Here is an 18,970-nt window from a genome sequence, read left to right as displayed (position 1 = left end):
GGAAGCTACATACGCGTGCATCAACATGCAAGTGGAGCTCGGCATGGTTTCGAAAGAGCAATTGGACAATCACGCGGTGGACGAACAACAAAAATACATCTTGCAACCGACGCGAATGGATTACCGATTGATTTTAAAATCACTGGGGGTGACGTCCACGACAGTCAAGTTGCAAAACAACTGATTGATATTGTAGGCGAGGCAACTTATCTCATTGCTGACAAGGGGTATGATGCTGAGCACATTAGAATATGTGCCAAGAACAAGAATATGATTCCCATTATTCCATTGAGATCAAACAGTAAGAGATCGAATAAGGAATTTGATAAATATCTATATAAATTAAGACATTTAGTTGAAAATGCTTTTGTGAGATTAAAACATTTCCGTGCTATTGCAACTCGATTTGATAAACTAGCACGCAATTATAAATCTATGATCCGTATAGCCTGCATATTTATTTGGTGCAAAGCCAAATGAGGACACGTCCTAGACTGTTGTAAAATCTGGATCATTGGCAAAATGTATAGCGATGATGGATGCTTTTAGCATTTTTACCTTAAGGACCTGCGCTGAATATGCGGAATACTTATATTTTATTGTTTTCCCTATATTGGGCACAGGGGCTTCCGGTCGGGTTTATGACCCATGCCTTGCCGGTCATTCTGCGAGCTGAAGGCGTATCTCTGGCACATATTGGTGGCTTTGGCCTGCTCATGCTGCCATGGTCGATAAAAATCTTCTGGGCACCTTTAGTTGATCGACATGGATCAAAATCTCGAGGTCATTATCGAAGCTGGATTATTCCTTTGCAATGGCTTTCCGTCTCTGTACTGATTGGACTGTCCTTCTTGCCGATCCAAGCCTTAAACCAGCCGCTGTACCTGCTGATCTTTTTTATCACGTTGTTAGTGATGAATGGGATCGGTGCTACTCAGGATATTGCCACGGATGGACTGGCAGTCAATATTTTAAAAAATGAACAGCAACACTGGGGTAATACCTTTCAGGTGATTGGTTCCCGCTTGGGCTTTATTGTTGGAGGCGGGGCAGTCCTGTGGTTACTCGACTTTTTGCATTGGCAGATGACCTTTTTACTGCTGGCAGTTCTGGTCTTTCTGAATACTTTACCGGTGTTATGGTTTAAAGAACCAGATCATCAAAAGATGATTTCTTCATCACCTGAGAAATTACCTGCTCGGACTAGAATTAAAGCTTATTTTCAATATTTTTTAGCTGATTCTACCTTGGCGACATGGCTGCTGGTTTTACTAACCTTTAAAGTGGCGGATGGTCTGTCTGGGCCATTATTAAAACCTTTGATGGTCGATTTGGGACTGAGTTTTGGTCAGATTGGTATTTATGTCACCATGCTCGGCGCTTTTGCAGCGTTGATTGGCGCAGGGCTAGCAGGCTGGTGTTTGAAATACTGGTCGCGCAGTTGGAGTTTAATGATTTTCTCTATTCTGAAAATACTCAGTCTAATCGCTTATGCTTGGCTGGCTGCACGATATGAAGCCCAGAACAAAGTAGAAAACTGGATCATTTATCTTATCAATGCTGCTGAAGATATGGTATCGGCCATGCTCTTAGTGGTTATGCTGACCTTGGTGATGCAATACAGTCGCAAGCATCTGGCAGGGACGGATTTCACCTTTCAGGTCGCCTTGATGGCTACTGTAAGCGGGGGACTTTATAGCCTGAGCGGGCTACTAGGGGATGCTTTAGGTTACCAAAACTATCTAAATTTGATCGTAATTATCGCGATTTTTTGCCTGATTCCTATTTTCCGATGGATGAAAGTAGCGAAAAATATTTAAAATCTCTTATGAATAAGTAAGTTAATTGACTCTCCACCTAAAGTATTAAAAAGAATATATAAATATTTTTTTAATAATTTTGTAATATAGGCGTCGTGTGTATTATTTGTAACAAAATAAGTTAAAGGATTTTTTAATGAAAACTAAGTTAGCAACAGCAATCGCACTCAGCCTTTTAGCGGGGACTACATTTGCAGCACCAACTTTCTATGGTGAAATCGATCTTTCTCTAGATCATGTACAAGCAGATAATAAAAATGGCGTAGAAGATCGTCATATTACTGACCTGAACTCTAATAACTCATTCTTGGGTTTAAAAGGGGACGAAAAATTAACTGATCGTTTAAGCGCGTTATACCAAGCTGAATTCACATTCTATAGTGATGAAGGTTCAAACAGCAGCAATGACGTATTCGTACCGCGTAATATTCTCATTGGTTTAAAAGATGAGAAATTAGGTGCGTTAAAAGTCGGTAAGATTGATACGCCTGTAAAACAGCTTTCTGCTGTAGTTGATACTTTCAACAACTATGTAGCAAACAATGCTGACGTACACGGCATCATGGCGGGTGAAAACCGTATTGATAATACGCTTGTTTACGAAACCCCAGCATTTAAAGTAGGTGAAGGTAAACTTGAAGGTAAACTGCAGCTTGCAACTGGTGAAGGTAACGACACTATTAACTCGACTAAAGGTGGTTATACTGTCGCTGGTCGTGGTTTAGGTGATTCTTGGTCTTCTTCATTAGTATATAGCGATAAAACATTTGTCGCAGGTCTAGGCTATGACAAAGCGATTCCTTCTCGTTTCTTAGGTCGTGGTTTCCTAAATGCCGACAATACAGCTCCTCGTTTAGGCCAAGATGTTACAGCAAGCCGTAATGTTGTTGCAGAAGCAAATACAGTTCGTGCAATTGGTCGTGTCAACTTAGAGAATGGTCTATCACTTCGTGCATTGTATCAAACTTCTGATATTGAAAATGCTTCTGCTAGTCCAGCAGCAAACCAAGCCGCAGCAGCAACTATCGACGATGCGCAAGCATGGTTAATTGGTGCAGAATATAACCTGCCAAATGCTAAAAAATGGACAGTAAAAGGCCAATATAGCTATAGCGATGTGACTTTCAACAATGCAAGTTCAGACTTTGAAGCTAAGCAATTTCTTGCTGGCGTGGACTACGCTTTATCTAAACAAGTTAAAGTGTACGGTACAGCAGGCTACCTGACTATTGAACAAGGTTCTGATGAAGACAACCAGTTACTTGTTGGTACAGGCTTCGAATACAAGTTCTAATTTTAGAGCAAAAAAAGCGGTGCTTCGGCATCGCTTTTTTTATGCCTGAAACAACAAAACTTAGCAATTTTAGGTCTAATCCTGAAAGTTCCCAGCTGTTACCATGACAGAAAACCTTCTATTCCTTTTTAAATTATGACCATTCAAGCTGTTCTATTCGATCTCGACAATACCTTGACGCACCGTGACCTGACGACACAGGCCTATAGCCGTTATCTGGCAGAATATTATGCTTCGGCACTAGCACAGGTTGAACTTGAGAAAATTATTGAGATTGTGCGACGCATAGACAATGGCGGTTATCCGAAAAAGGAATTGCTGACTCATGGCAGTATTGGCGCTTCAGCTGCATATGCATTGTTGCAGGAATTATCTTGGTTAACTCCACCAGATCTAGAGGAGCTAGCGCAGTTCTGGTTTAGCCAGTTTGGACGTTTCGCCGTAGAGATGCCGCAAGCAGGACAAGTATTAAAACAGCTTAAGACTGAAGGTTATCGCTTGGCCATTGTATCCAATGGCGGACATGAGACCCGATTAAATACCATTCGCGGTTTAGGTATTGCAGATTATTTCGATGAGATTATCAGTTCAGGATTGGTCGGCTTTAATAAACCGCAACCGGAAATTTTCCAGATTACCGCAGAGCGTTTAGGCGTGCAGCCAGAGAAGTGTCTATATATTGGCGATCATCCTGTTAATGATATTCAAGGCGCAACAGCCGCAGGTATGCATGCTTTATGGATGCAAGGTTTTCATCCGGATGCTACGCATATTCAATACAAGATTCAGCAACTACCAGAAATCTTTGATCATTTGCAGCGACTTAAGCAGCTCTAAGTAATCCGGTGGCTATTCATGGCTTTTGCCCATTGGTGAGAGTGACAGCGCGGACACGTCTGTGCTGCTTCTTCTAAATGCTGGACTTGACCGCAATAAATACAGGCATAAAGCTCTTCTGGCTTGACTTCTTTGACTATGCAGCAGGATTTAGGGAAAAGCGGGAGCCCATGCCGAACATCATCTGGATGGAAATATAGAATACTGAATTTACCGTCTGTTTCCAGTAAACCTAAGCGCACCTGACCCAAATGTTCAATGCCTTGCTGACGCATCTCAGCAAAGAATTCATCATGAGACATTTTGCCTTTTTTAATTTCATCAATGACCAGTAAACCATCTTCCACAATATGAATCGGTTTGCCTTCGAGCAGGTCTTCAAACCATTGAAATTTCATCATGAGCCAGGTGGTCAGACGATACAGGAAAATGATCACCGACATGATCAGCGCCGCCTGGATCAGGGGAAGATCTTCTGTAAACATCGGATCGCCGGCAATGGAACCCAAGGCAAGAATGATGGTGACTTCAAAGATCGAAAGTTGTCGTACCCCACGTTTACCTGTCAGCCGTAGAAACAGGATAATCATCGCGTACATCACTACACAGCGCAGCAAAATCTCTGTGGCAAATTCCCAGGTCGTATCATTTATAAATATGGTGGCCCAGTCCATTGTTATTATTCCAGATCACTCTTTGTTCCGAGTCTAGCAATCTCGACTGTTAGTTTGCTGCTGTAATTGTGTAAGTTTTTGAATAAAAATAAATTATGTTTTTTAAATGTGATCGCTATAAGTAAAAGATATAGCGATTTTGAGAAAATAAGATAGATATTTCATGTAAATATTGATTGATTATTCAATAGATTAAATTTGAACCAGTTCACATTTTACTCTGTGTGACTTTTAATCAGCATAAATAATATCCTGCTGAAATATATCAAGATAAAATCTGAGCAATTTCCTTGGAATAATGAGAACTATTTAATGATTTGTAATCAAATAACTTGATACTTATAAATTTCTGTATGTTGTGCCCTGAAAAATATAGCGATTAGATCAAGCTAAAAATCTGTTTTTTAAATTAAAAAAATTGATTTTGACTTCCAAGAAAGGATGTATTGTGAAAAAGATATTCACGCTTTTAACGGTTATGGGCTTAAGTACAGCAGTATTTGCAGATGCAGACTGGAACTATACTCAGCCTGAACAATGGTCGACTCTAAACCAGAAATATTCAGCCTGTAATGGACTGAACCAGTCACCGATCAATATTGAGCGAACAGTCAAAGCTGAATTGGAACCGCTCAAGTTTAGCTATAACACCATGATTCACGCGATTGAAAATAAGGGTCATACCGTTCAAGTAGACTTTGCTCAAGGCGGAGAATTGCAGCTGGATGGTGAAACTTTTGTGCTGAAACAGTTTCATCTGCATAGCCCAAGTGAGAACCTGATTAAGGGCAAGAGCTATCCTCTAGAGATTCATTTTGTCCATGCCAATACTCAAGGGGAACTTGCTGTAGTGGCGATGATGTTTGAGCAGGGTACAGAAAATCCGATGCTTCAACGTATGTGGAACCGCTTGCCGAAAAAGCAAGGTGAAAAAGTCGTCTTAAAGACTCCGCAACCTGTAAATGAGATGTTGCCTAAGAATCTGGATTATTATCGCTTTAGTGGTTCGCTGACCACACCACCATGTTCCGAAGGTGTGCGCTGGTTAATTCTGAAAGAAATCCAGCAGGCCTCTGCGACACAGATTTCAGAATTTTCCAAGTTAATGGGACATCCAAATAACCGCCCAGTGCAGTCCTTAAATGGCCGTGTTGTACTGGAATAATAAAGAGCCGCGTGAAAAAAGCAGACTTAGTTCTGCTTTTTTTAATTCTGATACAAATTTCAATAGCCTAAGGTGAAAAGAACTTTGTGGCGAAAGCTGAAAGAATTAATATAGATAAGATTTCCTTGGGTCTTTCTGCTGCCATGCTCTTTGACTTAAAAACCATGATCCAACCATTCACAGCGCTTTCGCCACAGCAGAAGAAGCTGGATCGTTTGATTGATAAAATCGAACAGCAGAAGTTGGAGTTAAAAAAATGGCAACAGGCTGAAGAAGACCTACAGCAATATACGCATAAAACTTTCATGCCGGTCTATCATGAATTGCATGGTGTTCTGTTTGAGCAGCTTGAACAGCTCTGGACGCATTTACAGGAAACAGATTTCACCAAGGCCGAGTTGATAGTGCTGGATGAGAAGATTCAATACCTGGCAGATTATCTGCAAGATTCTCAGGCAATGTCAGCGCAAGAAACCAATAAGGTCAATGAAATCTTCACTTATTATCAGCAGCGTGCTGAACATGCTCAATTCAGAAAAAGCCAAAAAAAGACCAATGAGCTGGAAAGGTTTTTTAAGAATGAAAATGTCCTAGATCCGGCAGATGCTGAGAGATTTGAAGAATGGGCTTCTGATCATTTTCAGCAAGTCCGCGAGCAGGCCAAACTAAAACGCCGGCAGGAAAAGCAGGAACAGGTAGCTGCGATGGCAGAGCAGTCAGTGAAATCTGTATATTTAAAGATTGCTGCCGCGATTCATCCAGATCGTGAAGCGAATGATGTAAAAAAGATTAAAAAGACAGAATTGTTGCAACGTGCCAATGAGGCCTATGCAGAACAGGATTTGTTTGCCTTACTAAAAATGCAGCTTCAGATTGAGCAAGATCGAGATCCTTCGCAAAAGAGTTTAAGTGCAGAGCAACTCAAGTTTTATCAACTGGCTTTGGATGCGCAGAGCCAGAAGTTACAAGAGCAGATCGATACATTGATCAATCGACTGGTCTGGTCATCGAAAACCAGAATTGCAGTAAAAAAAGCAAAGGGAAAAGTTCAAATTGCTGATCTGTATAAGCAGATTGATGAAGATACTTCTACTATAAAGCAGCAGATTAAAGTAGAAAAAGAACGCCTGATGTATATTAAAAAGGTAAGTGGATTAGAGATGTTTTTAAGACATGGGATGCTTTAACTTAATTAGAATTACCTCTCCCTAACCCTTTCCTAGGAGGAGAGGGAACTTCATTGCGTATCAAATGATATATGGAGTTCTGATGGATTCACCCTCTCCCTTTGGGAGAAGGTCGGGGTGAGGGCATTTAAAATTTCTGTTATCCTCAATAAAATAATAAAAACAAAATCTCATGAACAAAAAGCTCGATCCTCAACTACTCATTTTCGCCAAATCCATGCGCCACACCGCCACCGATGCAGAACACCTCATGTGGCAACTGCTTCGTGCCAAACGTTTTATGAATCTGAAATTCCGTCGTCAGCAGGTCATTGAACCGTATATTGTAGATTTTTACTGTCATGAAATTGGCTTGGTCATTGAGTTGGATGGTGGTCAGCATAATACGGAAGATGGTCGGACTTATGATGTCGAACGCACTCAATTTTTAGAGGCTTTGGGTTTAACAGTGGTTCGATATTGGAATTCTGATGTGTTGGGAAGGACGGATGTGGTGTTGGAAGATTTGTGGCGGGTGCGTACTAAATTAAAGCAGACCTCTCCCTAGCCCTCACTTGCGCCTCATTTTAAAGCAGTGCTTTAAAACTTGCTCAGGAGAGGGAACATCCGTTGCGAAATCTATGCAGATATTAAATCAAATCACACTCCCTCTCCCTCTGGGAGAGGGCTGGGGTGAGGGTTAGCCGACTGTAGAATTTCAATTTTATCAATATCTTCTAGAGCATTACGCCATTTAGAATCCTTTTCTATATGACCGCGTAGAATTGCAGAAAATGGATAATGCGATTTTAAACGGTGTCGAATTTTTCTAGCTTGATCGATTTTTTCTTCATCAAGCCAATTATCTAGATTCTTAAAGAATTCACGTCTTAAATCTAAAAACTCACTGTGGACATCAATGATTTTATCTCTCAAATCTTCTTTACTGACTTCTTGAATACCACTATTTGCATTATTGAAACACTTAGCTATCAGCTCTTTAGAAGTTTCAGCTTTAGTGTGATATGAATGACCGTCAGGACAAGCATTGATTACCTCAATATCTTCATCTGGCATTCTGTAATAAGCCTTAATCCATTCTTCAACTAGATGATCTCCGTTACAACAATCCAGCATATCATCGTAGTATTTATTTTTGATTGAATTGCATCTTGAACATGCGTAATAGAGATTGTTCCAATCAAGCTTAAGTGTTTCATCATCTAAATGTGGAATGAAATGTTCAACATTTAGGTTTGGGAAATGCTTCTGTTCACAGATATAGCATTTACTATGGAAATCTTTCTTTAATTGCTTAACAACCACGGGATCTTTGTAGTCCTTCGTAGTCCAATCCGTTGGTCTCGCAGATTTGGATACTTTAAACATCTAAACCCTCCAGTTGATTGTTATCTGCTAGAAGATTGATTCCTTGTAAATATAGGTTTTTTAATTTTTTATCTAAGAGTTTATTTTTTTCTAGTTCACTTAAATTTTTGATAATTGATCTTATATTTTCATAATTTCTTGGATTCTCATTTAAGAGGTCTTTTAGTGTTTTAATTGAATCCATTGTGTCTGCACTTATAGGATTTACGTGGAATAATCCTTTAATCACAGATTCATAAGAATATTGACTCAAATCTTCTTCAAAGAACTCACCTGTTGAGAGGTCGTAGACTACAGTATCGTTATTCGTTGAGGTGATAACAAATGGAGAGTGTGTACTTACAATGAACTGGATTTCAGGAAAAGATTGGCTTAAAAATGGTAAAATCTTCTTCTGAAGCGAAATATGTAAGTGAGCATCTATTTCGTCGATGAGCACGACCCCATTTAATTCATTCGGTAGAATATTTAGTAATCGAGATCTCATTAATAGGTCACTATAAATATCAAATATGGCAGTAAATCCTGACGAAAGTGATTGGAATGTAAACTCTCGATAAGATTGTATTAAGCTGAATTTTCTCAATTTATAATCAAACTTTAATTGAGTTGTTGAATCCTCAAATAAAAACTTCAGATCTTCATCAAATTTTTTAAACCATAAATCTATTTGATCGGCATGATTAGTATCTTGCTCTTCTGATAAGGCGAGCGATTTTTCAATTTTGATATTTAATAAATACTGTTCAAGAAACTGTCCTAACTTTGAAGAATATTCATGTTTTGCTGTATTAATATATTGATTTAAGTCAATTGTATTTGTGGATGCAGTAATTTGTGACTGTCTATGGGCTGGGAAGAAATTAAACGTTACTTTTGATGCTTGAATATTTTCGCTCAAGTTACCAATGCCAGTTACGACCAAATCAATATTTTCATGAGAATTCATGTAGCCTAATTGATTAAAATAATGATCAATCTCATGTATCTGTGAATGTCTGTATTTGAAGTTCTCATCATTTGATAAATTTTGATGTTGGATGATTATATCTTTTAACTCTGTCGCAATTTCTACAAATTTTCTATTTTCAATAATGTTGTAATAATCTGTTTTAACTAATAAATGTTCTAAGTTTGTCAAATACTGTTGGTATATATTGTTAGACGGTAAGTTTGAAGTCTCTGACTTTATTATATTAATAATTTGTTTCTTACATGAATAATGCTGTTGAGGAAAATGAGGAATTTCATGAACTAACTTGTTTAGAACTACACTATTTAATTGATTTAAAAATCTAGTTTTACCAACTCCATTTTTACCAGTGAGAATTAAGTTGCGTCCTTTTAGGTCGATATTTATATCCCGATTAAGGAAGTCTAATTTTGCACTGATTTTTTGAATATATTTCATAATTGTTGAAATCAATAAAGGGCTGAATAATCAGCCCTTTATACACAAATTAGATCAAACTAACAACACATTAAAGCGCCGCAATTTGCTCCATATTCGCTTTAATCTTCGCTAACTGATCCGCAAACTCAGCAAGTTTCACTTTCTCGCCTTCAACCACAGCAGCAGGGGCTTTTGCCACAAAACCTTCATTGCTAAGTTTAGTGGCAATTTGGTCATGCTGCTTTTGAACCTTGTCTAAGTCTTTTTGTAGGCGCCCCAATTCCGCTTTCGGGTCAATTAAACCCTTCATTGGAACAAATACAGACACATGGCCGACTACAGAAGAAGAAGACAATGGTGGTTGTTCACCATCCGCCAAGAAGGTAATGCTCTCAACTTTCGCCAATGCTTTAAACAACGGCTCAATACGAGAAATTTGTGCTTTTTCTGCTTCAGTGGTGTTCTGTAAAAGTACAGGTAATAAGCGTGCATTACCTAGACCCATTTCACCACGAATATTACGCACCGCACCAATCAAACCTTGTAGCCATTGCATATCTGCTTCGGCTTGTTCGTTAATTTTGGCCTCATCTGCAACAGGGTAGTTTGCCAACATAATGGTTTCACCACCCAAGCCAATCATTGGTGCAAGGGTCTGCCAAATTTCTTCCGTCAAGTACGGCATGATTGGGTGAGCAAGACGTAAAGAAGCTTCCATCACCGCAAGCAATACACGACGAACTTCAGCTTTACGCTCTTCAGATACGTTTTCATCATTCAGAACCGGTTTGGTCAGCTCGACATACCAGTCACAGTATTCATTCCAGATAAATTCGTAGATCGCTTGAGCAGCAAGATCAAGACGGTAAGTCGCGAATGCTTGCTGAATCGCTTGTTCTGCTTTTTGCAGACGGCTTACGATCCATTGTTCAGGCAATTCCCACAGATCAGGACGTGCAGTTTGACCAACGGTTTGACCTTCCACGTTCATCATCACGAAACGTGTACCGTTCCAGATTTTGTTGGCGAAGTTACGGTAACCTTCAACACGTTTCATGTCGAACTTGATGTCACGGCCAGTGTTGGCAAGTGCACAGAATGTGAAACGAACCGCGTCAGTACCATAAGCCTGAATACCTTCAGGGAATTCTTTACGGGTAGATTTCTCAATCTTCGCAGCCTGTTTTGGATTCATCAGACCGAAAGTACGTTTTTGTACCAAGGTTTCCAGATCAACACCATCAATCAGGTCTAATGGGTCAAGTACGTTACCCTTAGATTTAGACATCTTCTGACCTTCGCCATCACGTACCAGACCGTGTACATACACAGTTTTGAATGGTACTTGTGGTGTGCCATCTTCATTCTTCATGAAGTGCATGGTCATCATGATCATCCGGGCAACCCAGAAGAAGATGATGTCAAAACCAGTGACCAATACATCAGTCGGGTGGAAAGTATTCAAGAAATAGTTGTCTTTGTCTTTCGCTTCGTCGCCAGTCCAACCTAAAGTTGAGAATGTCCACAAACCAGAAGAGAACCAGGTATCCAGTACATCTTCGTCCTGTTTCAATTCAACTTCAGGTGCAATACCGTGTTTCGCACGAACTTCTTCTTTGTTACGACCGACAAATACATTGCCTTCAGCATCGTACCAGGCCGGAATACGGTGACCCCACCACAATTGACGCGAGATACACCAGTCCTGAATGTTGTTCATCCATGCCATGTACATGTTACTGTACTGCTCAGGAACGAACTTGATACGGCCATCTTTAACCGCTTCAATCGCAGGTTCAGCCAGTGGAGCAATTTTTACATACCATTGGTCTGTCAATAATGGCTCAACGATCACGCCTGAACGGTCACCGCGCGGTGGTTTCAGGGTGTATGGTTGGATCTGATCTAACCAGCCTTCAGCTTCCGCTTGCTCAACCAGTTTTTTACGTGCTTCAAAACGTTCTAAACCGATATAGTCTACAGGCGCAGGGATAGTTTTAGAAATCTGCTCACCGGCTTTTTCGATATATTCAAACTCAGCCAGAACTTCGGCATTTTTGTTGAAGATGTTGATCAGTGCCAGACCACAGCGTTTACCCACTTCATAGTCATTGAAGTCGTGCGCAGGCGTAATTTTCACACAGCCTGTACCGAATTCTTTTTCAACATATTCGTCAGCAACGATGGCAACTGTACGGCCAGTAATTGGCAATACAATATTTTTGCCGACAAGATGTGCATAACGCTCATCTTCAGGGTTGACCGCAACCGCAGTATCACCGAGTAATGTTTCTGGACGAGTGGTGGCAACGACAATATGGTCTTTGCCATCTTGAGTGCGAAGCGATTTATCTTCAAAGAAATATTTGAAGTGCCACAATGAGCTTTGTTCTTCTTTATCAGATTCTACCTCAAGGTCGGACAGGGCAGTTTGCAATTTAGGATCCCAGTTCACCAGACGTTTACCGCGGTAAATCAGGCCTTCTTCATGCAGTTTCACGAACACTTCTTTAACGGCATTGGATAAACCTTCATCCATGGTAAAGCGTTCACGTGACCAGTCTACTGAAGATCCCAGACGACGGATTTGACGGGTGATATTACCGCCAGACTGTTCTTTCCATTCCCAAACTTTTTCGATGAACTTTTCACGGCCCAGATCATGACGGCTTACGCCTTGAGCACCTAACTGACGCTCAACAACCATCTGGGTTGCAATACCCGCATGGTCAGTACCTGGCTGCCATAAGGTATTTTTGCCTGACATACGATTATAACGAGTCAAGGCATCCATGATGGCATTGTTAAAACCATGACCCATGTGCAAGCTACCAGTGACGTTTGGCGGCGGAATCATGATACAGAATGATTCACCTTTTTGAGACGGCTTGAAGTAACCGCGCTCTTCCCAGGTTTGGTACCATTTTTTCTCGATCTCGGTCGGATCGTAGGTCGTAGCAATATTTTGCGCTGAATCAGTCATAGTCTAAACAGATCAAAAGTGGATAAAAAATTGCATCTATTGTAGCAAAAAAATCAAGCCATGCGGCAGCTTAACCAAAAGCAAACTTTCGCCAATTGGCAGCTGCCTGAACTCAACGTATGATAGATTGATAAAACGCGACTCATCGCAGACGATTAAAAAAAGGATAACAAGATGAGCTATAGCATTTCTCTCAAGATTCACCCCGATACCCATCAACGCTTTAAAGACCTGCACTCCCGATTTAATGCTGGCGAACAGGAAAGTCTGGCTAAACTGCTCGGTGAAAATCTGGCCGATATTGCCTGTGAAATTATTGACCAGATTTTTGGTCGTGTGGTGCAACTCTCTAGCTCCCCAGATCAGGAATCTGAAAAAGTCATTCAACAGATTTTAGAAACGACTCGCAAATATATGCCGTGGTCGGTTTCGTTTTTTGGTAATGACCGGCTAATTCCCATGGTGAACTATCTGTACAAGATGACCCATGAAAATGAGGATGGATATTTTGTTCGTTATCCGGTAGAACGCATGCTGATCACGGAACTGTTAGGCTGTGTAGAGCAAATGAAAGGTGGCAATAATCAGTATGTCTCACCGGCATTGAAAGCTTTTATTCAGGTGGTGGATCAGGGCGTGATGCATCTGGTGCGTGAACCGAAAAAGATGCTCAAATTTAATGTGGTGGTGGATAAAAAATTGAATGGTGTGATTCGCCTGACCACACAACTGGGTTATAAACGTTTTGATAAACTTGGTAGCCTCTATGATGCGGATACCATGAGTTATTATTTTGAGCAGTTGCTGGCATTTCTGGAAGATGAAATGCCGCCAGGCACATATTCATATAAAGAGGGTGACAGGATTTAATGGCAAAACTAGAAAATTTACAGGGAAAAGTCGTCTGGATTACCGGAGCATCTTCAGGAATTGGTAAGGCACTGGCCGAAGAATGTGCTGCACAAGGTGCGCAGATAGTATTGACCGCACGACGTTTGGAAGAACTGGAAAAAGTCCGTGCAGGACTGGTGAAACCTGATCAACACATCTCAATCGTAGCCGATATTACTGATGAAAATCAGGTACGCACGGCTTATGAACAGGTGCTGAGTGAGAAAGGCCGCATTGATTGGCTAATCAATAATGCTGGACTCAGTCAGCGTGCCCTGATTCAGGAAACCACCATGCAGACTGAACGCGCCATTATGGAAGTTGATTATTTCTCTCAGGTGTTTTTGACCAAAACGGTTTTACCGACGTTTTTAAAACAGAAATCTGGTCGGATTGCCTTTATTTCCAGTGTGGCCGGTCTACTTGGAACTCAATATCGGGCGTCTTATTCAGCAGCCAAAGGCGCGATTCATATGTGGGCCAACAGCCTGCGCGCTGAAATGGCAGATCAGGGTATTCAGGTATCCGTGATTTTCCCGGGCTTTATTAAAACCAATGTATCTTTTAACGCCTTAAATGGGGAAGGTAAACCTCAGGCCAAGCAGGATGAAGCAATTGAAAACGGTCTGGAACCGGCTGATTTTGCCCGTCAGACTGTAGAAGCATTGAAACGTGGCGAAGAATATATCGTGGTGGGTGGCTCTAAAGAAAAACTAGGTGTTTTAGTTTCACGTCTATCGCCAAAAGTGTTGTATAAGATGATTCGCAAAACTAAGGTGAAATAATCTGCTTGAAAGATCAAGCTGGTTGTCATCGGTTACAGGTTTATTGCTTGATAGAAATAGACCTGTAATCTGAAAATAATGTGCTCATCTTTATGATTTATCTATTTTAAGATTCCTTATTTAGTCTAGTTAAGTCTTCTATTTTTTCTATCTCTTTTGCCCATATCCCATTTTCACAACACAAAACTGCATAAAAGTAGCAAAACCGCCTTCAGTATTCAGTTTTAATAAAAATGATATAAAATATTGAGATGGGAGCATTTGCCATGAAAACGCCGGTACCGGATTACTTGAACCATGTGCTTTCTGCTTGCCATGATAATAAAAAAGGCGCACTGGCAGATTACATTCCTGAACTCGCGTCGGTTAATCCTGACAAGCTCGGACTTGCGTTATCGACCGTAGATGGAACCATCTATTCTGCTGGAGATGATGACGTTGAATTTACCATGCAGTCGCTTTCCAAGCCTTTTGCTTATGCGCTAGCCATTAAAGAAATTGGACTGGCAAAGGTACTTGAAAAAGTCGGCGTAGAACCGTCAGGTGAGGCTTTCAATCAGATTTCGTTGGAAAAAGAACGCAATATTCCTAAAAACCCTATGATTAATTCTGGTGCGATTACCACACATTCTTTGATTCCTGCCAAGAAAACGGTATCACGTGCTGAACAGTTACGCCGTTTTCTTAGTGGACTGGCAGGACGGGAATTGTCTTTTGATGAGCAAGTTTATAATTCGGAAATTAAAACAGCTTTTCGTAACATGTCGATTGGTTACATGCTGCGTACTGTTGGTGTGCTGGATGAAGATCCTAAAGAAATCGTGCATGGCTATATCAAGCAATGCGCCATTAAAGTCACCGTCAAAGATCTGGCCGTGATCACCAGTATCTTGGCTAATGGTGGTGTGCATCCCAAGACAGGAAAACGTATGCTGGATCGGGCTTTAGTCCGGCAATTACTCAGTGTCATGCTGACCTGCGGTATGTACGATGCTGCAGGTGACTGGCTGACGACAGTTGGTATTCCAGCCAAGAGCGGCGTGGCAGGGGGCATTATTGGAGTGCTGCCAGGGCAAGTGGGAATTGCGGTATTTTCCCCAAAAATTGATGAGCATGGTAATAGTGTACGTGGTGTGAAAATTTTTGAAAATCTGTCGCACGATATGGGACTGCATCTCATGGAAGGTACGCCGTCAGCACAGACCATTTTGCAAAGTCGTTACACAGTGGGGAAAAAGAATAACGTCGTGGTTTATGAACTGCGTGGCGTATTGCAGTTTACCGAGTCTGAAATGCTGCTACGGATCTTGCAGGATGAACCTGAAGGTAAAAGTACCATTATTCTCGATTTGACCAATCTCACTTTGATACATGATGTGGGTGCCCGAATGCTATTTGAAGGTGTCGAGCGTTTAAAACAGGATGGACATAAAGTGCTGGTTGTAGACTCAGAAGGTTTGCTGGATAAAGATCAATTAAAGGGTAGAAAAAGGGTGGTGGTGACGGAGGAGTTGGAGAAGTTTTTGGAGAGATTTAAATAAAGGAATGGAATTCCCCTAAATCCCCCTTTTACAAAGGGGGGACTCCATATGGATCAAATAACAATATTAAATTCGCGTGGTTCCTCTCTTTTCTAAAGGGAGGTTAGGAGGGATTTTTAATTATTTAATATGCTCAGCAATATCAGTAAAGATCACACCTAAACCATGCGCACCAGCATCCGGATAACCCAGGCTACGATCACCCACCGTACCGGCACGGCCCATACGCGCTACGATCTCTTTGGTGGATTCTGCACCTTGAACTGCCGCTTGAGCACCTAGAACAAAGTTTTCTTTAAAAGTCTTGTCAGTATTGGCAGACCAAGAATCTGCACATGGAGCCAGAGCATCAATCAGGGTTTTGTCACCAACCACAGCACCACGACCAAATGAACGCTCACCAGTCACTTGAATACCTTTGACCGCAGCTTGCAGCATCTCGGCAAAATCCGCCACGCTTAGAGTTTGTTTACCTTGAATGGCTTTACTTGCTGAACGGAAGGCAGATCCCCAGATTGGACCTGAAGCGCCACCACAATGTTCCATGATGATCATGGAGCAGTTCAGCAGGAAATCATCCATCTGTTCAGCCTGAACCAGTTCATGCCACTGGCGTTTGAGTTGTTTAAAGCCTTTAGCCACACTCATACCAAAGTCACCGTCACCTGCATGGGCATCCAGTTCACAGAAAGGCACTTCATTTTTAATGATGCAGACACTCATCACATCCACAACATAGCGCATGTTCTCGATAGTGAACTGTTCATTGGCAATCACAGCATGTTCAGGATGTGTTTCAACATCTGTATTCACTGTACGGGTAGCCGTTTGACCTTTGGCTGCAAACTCAAATGGCAGTACAGGTGAACCATCCATTTTAAAAGCAGGCGTATTGGCTTCTGCATCCAGATAAGTTTTTAGTTCATCATCCACAGCTAGTAGGGAAACTGATGCACCGGCCATGTCGATACTGGTCATGTAGTTGCCGACAAAGGTACGGTAAATTTTGATGCCTTTACTTGCCAGATGTTCACATACATCGTTATTGAACACATACAATTCTTGCAGTGGAGTCGTGCCAAAGCCATTTACCAGAACAGCCACTTCAGTTAGGTCAGGACGATCCAGAAATAGGTCATCGACAATACGTTGCGCCAGTTCTTTAGACGGCAGGATTTTTTCACGACGGATCCCCGGTTCACCGTGGATACCCACGCCGTATTCCATTTCATCTTCAGCTAAAATGAACGTTGGTGTGCCTTTGGCTGGAACGGTACAAGAGGTAAAGGCAAAACCAAGGCTAATCACATTATTCGCAGCTTTTTGTGCCAGTTCTTTAACACGTGCTAGTTCATACCCTTTAGAGGCAGCAGCACCGGCAATCTTATGCACGAAGATTGTACCGGCAACACCACGACGACCGACAGTGTATAAGCTGTCTTTTACTGCGATGTCATCAGCGACTTTTACGTAATCAACTTTGATGCCATCTTCAGTCGCTAAGGCAGCACCATTCTGGAAGTTCATCATATCGCCAGAATAGTTTTTAATAATCATCAACACGCCTTTGTCAGTCGCCACTTGCTGCAAGGCTTTATAAACCTGAATTTGTGAAGGTGAGGCGAACACGTCCCCACATACAGCAGCATCCAGCATGCCTTGACCGACAAAGCCTGCATGCGCTGGTTCGTGACCGCTACCACCACCACTGATCAGGGCGACATTTTGGTGTTTTTCTTCTCGAGAAATGATTTTATAAGATTCATTAAATGCCAGTTCTGGATGTGCCAGGACAAAGCCTTTGCACATTTCGACAACGATGTTTTCAGCACCGTTCATGAGTTTCTTCATTGGAACACCAAGAGTCATTGATTTGGGAGATAAATTTATTGGTCTATTATTCATGAAAGTGATGAATTTTGCAGACTTAAAAGTGTAAAAACGGGTGGATTTGGGTTGGGTGGTTAGAAAAGGGGCGCATATTTGATAAATTAAATCCCTCCCAACCCCCTTTGAAAAAGGGAGGAGCTGTCACGTAATTTATTTACATGGCGTCTCCCTCTTTGGAACAGAGGGATTAAGGGAGATTCTAAAAAGAGAATAAAAATGAAACCCTATAATAAAAACCTAAAACAAGCCTCGCGTGACTTACGCAACAACCTGACCGATGCTGAAAAGCTGCTATGGTCAAAACTTCGAGGTAAGCAAATATTAGGTTTGCAGTTTTATAGACAGAAGCCAATTTTAAATTACATTGTGGACTTCTACTGTCCTGCTGCCAATTTGGTGATTGAGTGTGATGGTAGTCAGCACTTTACAGATGAAGGTTTGGAAGCAGATCGGATGAGGGATGATGCTCTGGCTCAACTTGGATTGAAGGTGTTTAGGTTTGATAATGGGCAATTGGTGGAGCAATTGGATAGTGTGGTGGAAGTGATTTATCAGTATTGTTTGAATCAGTTAGCTACTGAATCCCCCTAAATCCCCCTTTTACAAAGGGGGACTTGCCATGAATTTGATCGCGGTTTTGGATTCGTGTGGTTCCTCCCTTTTTAAAGCGAGGTTAGGAGGGGGTTAAGCAAGCTTTTCAATTGGCTGAACACAATTATCATTTTCTGTTTCTGTTTCTGTTTCGATACTTTCTATATAGGAGGGTTGTTTACCGAAAATTTCAATAAATGCTTCTGTAAAATATTCAGTCTCACGAAAATTTCTAAAACATGGCCATTCTAAAAAAGATACTTCAGATATTTCTTCAGATTTACCTGCTTTAATCATATATTTTTTTGCTAATTCGAAATCTTCATTAAGTACAGCTACGCAAAGTTGATATGATGTATTGCAGGCAGACCAATCCTCTGTATCAAGAATTTTTGTGTAATTTTTTCCACTAAACTTATAAGAAATAGCTCTATTGATAACAAAAACTAATCTTTGACTTTCTGAACTCCATTTTTTTAAAACACAACATGCGAAATCCAATAATATTGATGCTAATTCATATTCTTCATTAGACCTCTTGCGAAAGTCGT

The 18,970-nt window shown here is 41.1% G+C and carries 17 protein-coding genes; 11 read left to right on the top strand and 6 right to left on the bottom strand.

The genetic code is table 11. The features are described 5' to 3' along the window. From B3Q46_RS10605 to B3Q46_RS10590, 4 genes are all read left to right on the top strand, one after another. Window positions 1-480 (top strand): IS5 family transposase (locus B3Q46_RS10605; RefSeq protein WP_286715342.1); only part of this gene is annotated, 480 nt, incomplete at its 5' end. A gap of 98 nt (window positions 481-578) precedes the next feature. Then, window positions 579-1,820, top strand: a complete 1,242-nt coding sequence (locus B3Q46_RS10600; protein ID WP_175967006.1) for an MFS transporter — start codon at window positions 579-581, stop codon at window positions 1,818-1,820. 136 nt (window positions 1,821-1,956) lie between these two features. Beyond that, window positions 1,957-3,114 carry a porin gene (locus tag B3Q46_RS10595; RefSeq protein WP_175967008.1) on the top strand — a complete coding sequence of 386 codons (1,158 nt, stop codon included), beginning with the start codon at window positions 1,957-1,959 and terminating at the stop codon, window positions 3,112-3,114. A 135-nt stretch (window positions 3,115-3,249) separates the two neighbouring features. Then, window positions 3,250-3,951 (top strand): HAD family hydrolase, encoded by a 702-nt coding sequence (locus B3Q46_RS10590; RefSeq protein WP_175967010.1) that lies wholly within the window; start codon window positions 3,250-3,252, stop codon window positions 3,949-3,951. On the opposite strand, the gene B3Q46_RS10585 is transcribed toward B3Q46_RS10590, so the two are convergent. Continuing rightward, window positions 3,948-4,625 carry a DUF421 domain-containing protein gene (locus B3Q46_RS10585; RefSeq protein ID WP_034170417.1) on the bottom strand — a complete coding sequence of 226 codons (678 nt, stop codon included), beginning with the start codon at window positions 4,623-4,625 and terminating at the stop codon, window positions 3,948-3,950. The two genes, B3Q46_RS10590 and B3Q46_RS10585, sit on opposite strands and share 4 nt — an antisense overlap. Window positions 4,626-5,103: 478 nt before the next feature. Between B3Q46_RS10585 and B3Q46_RS10580 the strand changes: the two genes are divergently transcribed. From B3Q46_RS10580 to B3Q46_RS10570, 3 genes are all read left to right on the top strand, one after another. After that, window positions 5,104-5,790 carry a carbonic anhydrase gene (locus B3Q46_RS10580; protein WP_175968179.1) on the top strand — a complete coding sequence of 229 codons (687 nt, stop codon included), beginning with the start codon at window positions 5,104-5,106 and terminating at the stop codon, window positions 5,788-5,790. A 143-nt stretch (window positions 5,791-5,933) separates the two neighbouring features. Then, complete coding sequence (locus tag B3Q46_RS10575; RefSeq protein ID WP_175968181.1) at window positions 5,934-6,977, top strand: molecular chaperone DnaJ; 1,044 nt, start codon at window positions 5,934-5,936, stop codon at window positions 6,975-6,977. A 172-nt stretch (window positions 6,978-7,149) separates the two neighbouring features. After that, window positions 7,150-7,524 (top strand): endonuclease domain-containing protein, encoded by a 375-nt coding sequence (locus B3Q46_RS10570; protein ID WP_175967012.1) that lies wholly within the window; start codon window positions 7,150-7,152, stop codon window positions 7,522-7,524. A 92-nt stretch (window positions 7,525-7,616) separates the two neighbouring features. Here the strand turns inward: B3Q46_RS10570 and B3Q46_RS10565 are convergent, their stop codons facing one another. The 3 genes from B3Q46_RS10565 to B3Q46_RS10555 all read right to left on the bottom strand — a co-directional run bounded on the left by B3Q46_RS10565 (window position 7,617) and on the right by B3Q46_RS10555 (window position 12,721). Next, window positions 7,617-8,345, bottom strand: a complete 729-nt coding sequence (locus B3Q46_RS10565; protein WP_175967014.1) for an HNH endonuclease — start codon at window positions 8,343-8,345, stop codon at window positions 7,617-7,619. Continuing rightward, window positions 8,338-9,756: an AAA family ATPase gene (locus B3Q46_RS10560; RefSeq protein WP_175967016.1), complete on the bottom strand. Its 1,419-nt coding sequence runs from the start codon at window positions 9,754-9,756 to the stop codon at window positions 8,338-8,340. The genes B3Q46_RS10565 and B3Q46_RS10560 overlap by 8 nt, the downstream gene beginning before the upstream one ends. A 70-nt stretch (window positions 9,757-9,826) precedes the next feature. Further along, a complete protein-coding gene (locus B3Q46_RS10555) occupies window positions 9,827-12,721 on the bottom strand; it encodes a valine--tRNA ligase (RefSeq protein WP_175967018.1) in 2,895 nt (964 codons plus the stop codon). A 174-nt stretch (window positions 12,722-12,895) separates the two neighbouring features. Between B3Q46_RS10555 and B3Q46_RS10550 the strand changes: the two genes are divergently transcribed. From B3Q46_RS10550 to B3Q46_RS10540, 3 genes are all read left to right on the top strand, one after another. After that, window positions 12,896-13,591, top strand: coding sequence for a hypothetical protein (locus tag B3Q46_RS10550; protein ID WP_175967020.1), 696 nt, complete (start codon window positions 12,896-12,898; stop codon window positions 13,589-13,591). Next, a complete protein-coding gene (locus tag B3Q46_RS10545) occupies window positions 13,591-14,397 on the top strand; it encodes an SDR family oxidoreductase (RefSeq protein WP_175967022.1) in 807 nt (268 codons plus the stop codon). Before B3Q46_RS10550 ends, B3Q46_RS10545 begins: the two co-directional genes overlap by 1 nt. A gap of 266 nt (window positions 14,398-14,663) precedes the next feature. Further along, window positions 14,664-15,938 (top strand): glutaminase, encoded by a 1,275-nt coding sequence (locus B3Q46_RS10540; protein WP_175967024.1) that lies wholly within the window; start codon window positions 14,664-14,666, stop codon window positions 15,936-15,938. 120 nt (window positions 15,939-16,058) lie between these two features. Here B3Q46_RS10540 and dhaK read toward each other — a convergent pair whose 3' ends face one another. Next, window positions 16,059-17,789: a dihydroxyacetone kinase subunit DhaK gene (gene dhaK / locus B3Q46_RS10535; protein ID WP_175967026.1), complete on the bottom strand. Its 1,731-nt coding sequence runs from the start codon at window positions 17,787-17,789 to the stop codon at window positions 16,059-16,061. Window positions 17,790-18,044: 255 nt separating this feature from the next. Between dhaK and B3Q46_RS10530 the strand changes: the two genes are divergently transcribed. Next, window positions 18,045-18,419 (top strand): endonuclease domain-containing protein, encoded by a 375-nt coding sequence (locus tag B3Q46_RS10530; RefSeq protein ID WP_175967028.1) that lies wholly within the window; start codon window positions 18,045-18,047, stop codon window positions 18,417-18,419. A 93-nt stretch (window positions 18,420-18,512) separates the two neighbouring features. On the opposite strand, the gene B3Q46_RS10525 is transcribed toward B3Q46_RS10530, so the two are convergent. Continuing rightward, window positions 18,513-18,970: hypothetical protein (locus B3Q46_RS10525; RefSeq protein WP_286715328.1), on the bottom strand; the 458-nt coding region annotated here is incomplete at its 5' end.

The organism is Acinetobacter sp. UBA2581, from assembly GCF_002339435.1.
GTDB lineage: Bacteria > Pseudomonadota > Gammaproteobacteria > Pseudomonadales > Moraxellaceae > Acinetobacter > Acinetobacter variabilis.
This window is presented reverse-complemented; position numbering and strand designations above follow the sequence as displayed.

Coding starts and splice junctions, on each gene's coding strand:
- B3Q46_RS10600 (WP_175967006.1), top strand. CDS start 579: ATGCGGAATACTTATATTTTATTGTTTTCCCTATATTGGGCACAGGGG.
- B3Q46_RS10595 (WP_175967008.1), top strand. CDS start 1,957: ATGAAAACTAAGTTAGCAACAGCAATCGCACTCAGCCTTTTAGCGGGG.
- B3Q46_RS10590 (WP_175967010.1), top strand. CDS start 3,250: ATGACCATTCAAGCTGTTCTATTCGATCTCGACAATACCTTGACGCAC.
- B3Q46_RS10585 (WP_034170417.1), bottom strand. CDS start 4,625: ATGGACTGGGCCACCATATTTATAAATGATACGACCTGGGAATTTGCC.
- B3Q46_RS10580 (WP_175968179.1), top strand. CDS start 5,104: ATGGGCTTAAGTACAGCAGTATTTGCAGATGCAGACTGGAACTATACT.
- B3Q46_RS10575 (WP_175968181.1), top strand. CDS start 5,934: ATGCTCTTTGACTTAAAAACCATGATCCAACCATTCACAGCGCTTTCG.
- B3Q46_RS10570 (WP_175967012.1), top strand. CDS start 7,150: ATGAACAAAAAGCTCGATCCTCAACTACTCATTTTCGCCAAATCCATG.
- B3Q46_RS10565 (WP_175967014.1), bottom strand. CDS start 8,345: ATGTTTAAAGTATCCAAATCTGCGAGACCAACGGATTGGACTACGAAG.
- B3Q46_RS10560 (WP_175967016.1), bottom strand. CDS start 9,756: ATGAAATATATTCAAAAAATCAGTGCAAAATTAGACTTCCTTAATCGG.
- B3Q46_RS10555 (WP_175967018.1), bottom strand. CDS start 12,721: ATGACTGATTCAGCGCAAAATATTGCTACGACCTACGATCCGACCGAG.
- B3Q46_RS10550 (WP_175967020.1), top strand. CDS start 12,896: ATGAGCTATAGCATTTCTCTCAAGATTCACCCCGATACCCATCAACGC.
- B3Q46_RS10545 (WP_175967022.1), top strand. CDS start 13,591: ATGGCAAAACTAGAAAATTTACAGGGAAAAGTCGTCTGGATTACCGGA.
- B3Q46_RS10540 (WP_175967024.1), top strand. CDS start 14,664: ATGAAAACGCCGGTACCGGATTACTTGAACCATGTGCTTTCTGCTTGC.
- dhaK (WP_175967026.1), bottom strand. CDS start 17,789: ATGAAGAAACTCATGAACGGTGCTGAAAACATCGTTGTCGAAATGTGC.
- B3Q46_RS10530 (WP_175967028.1), top strand. CDS start 18,045: ATGAAACCCTATAATAAAAACCTAAAACAAGCCTCGCGTGACTTACGC.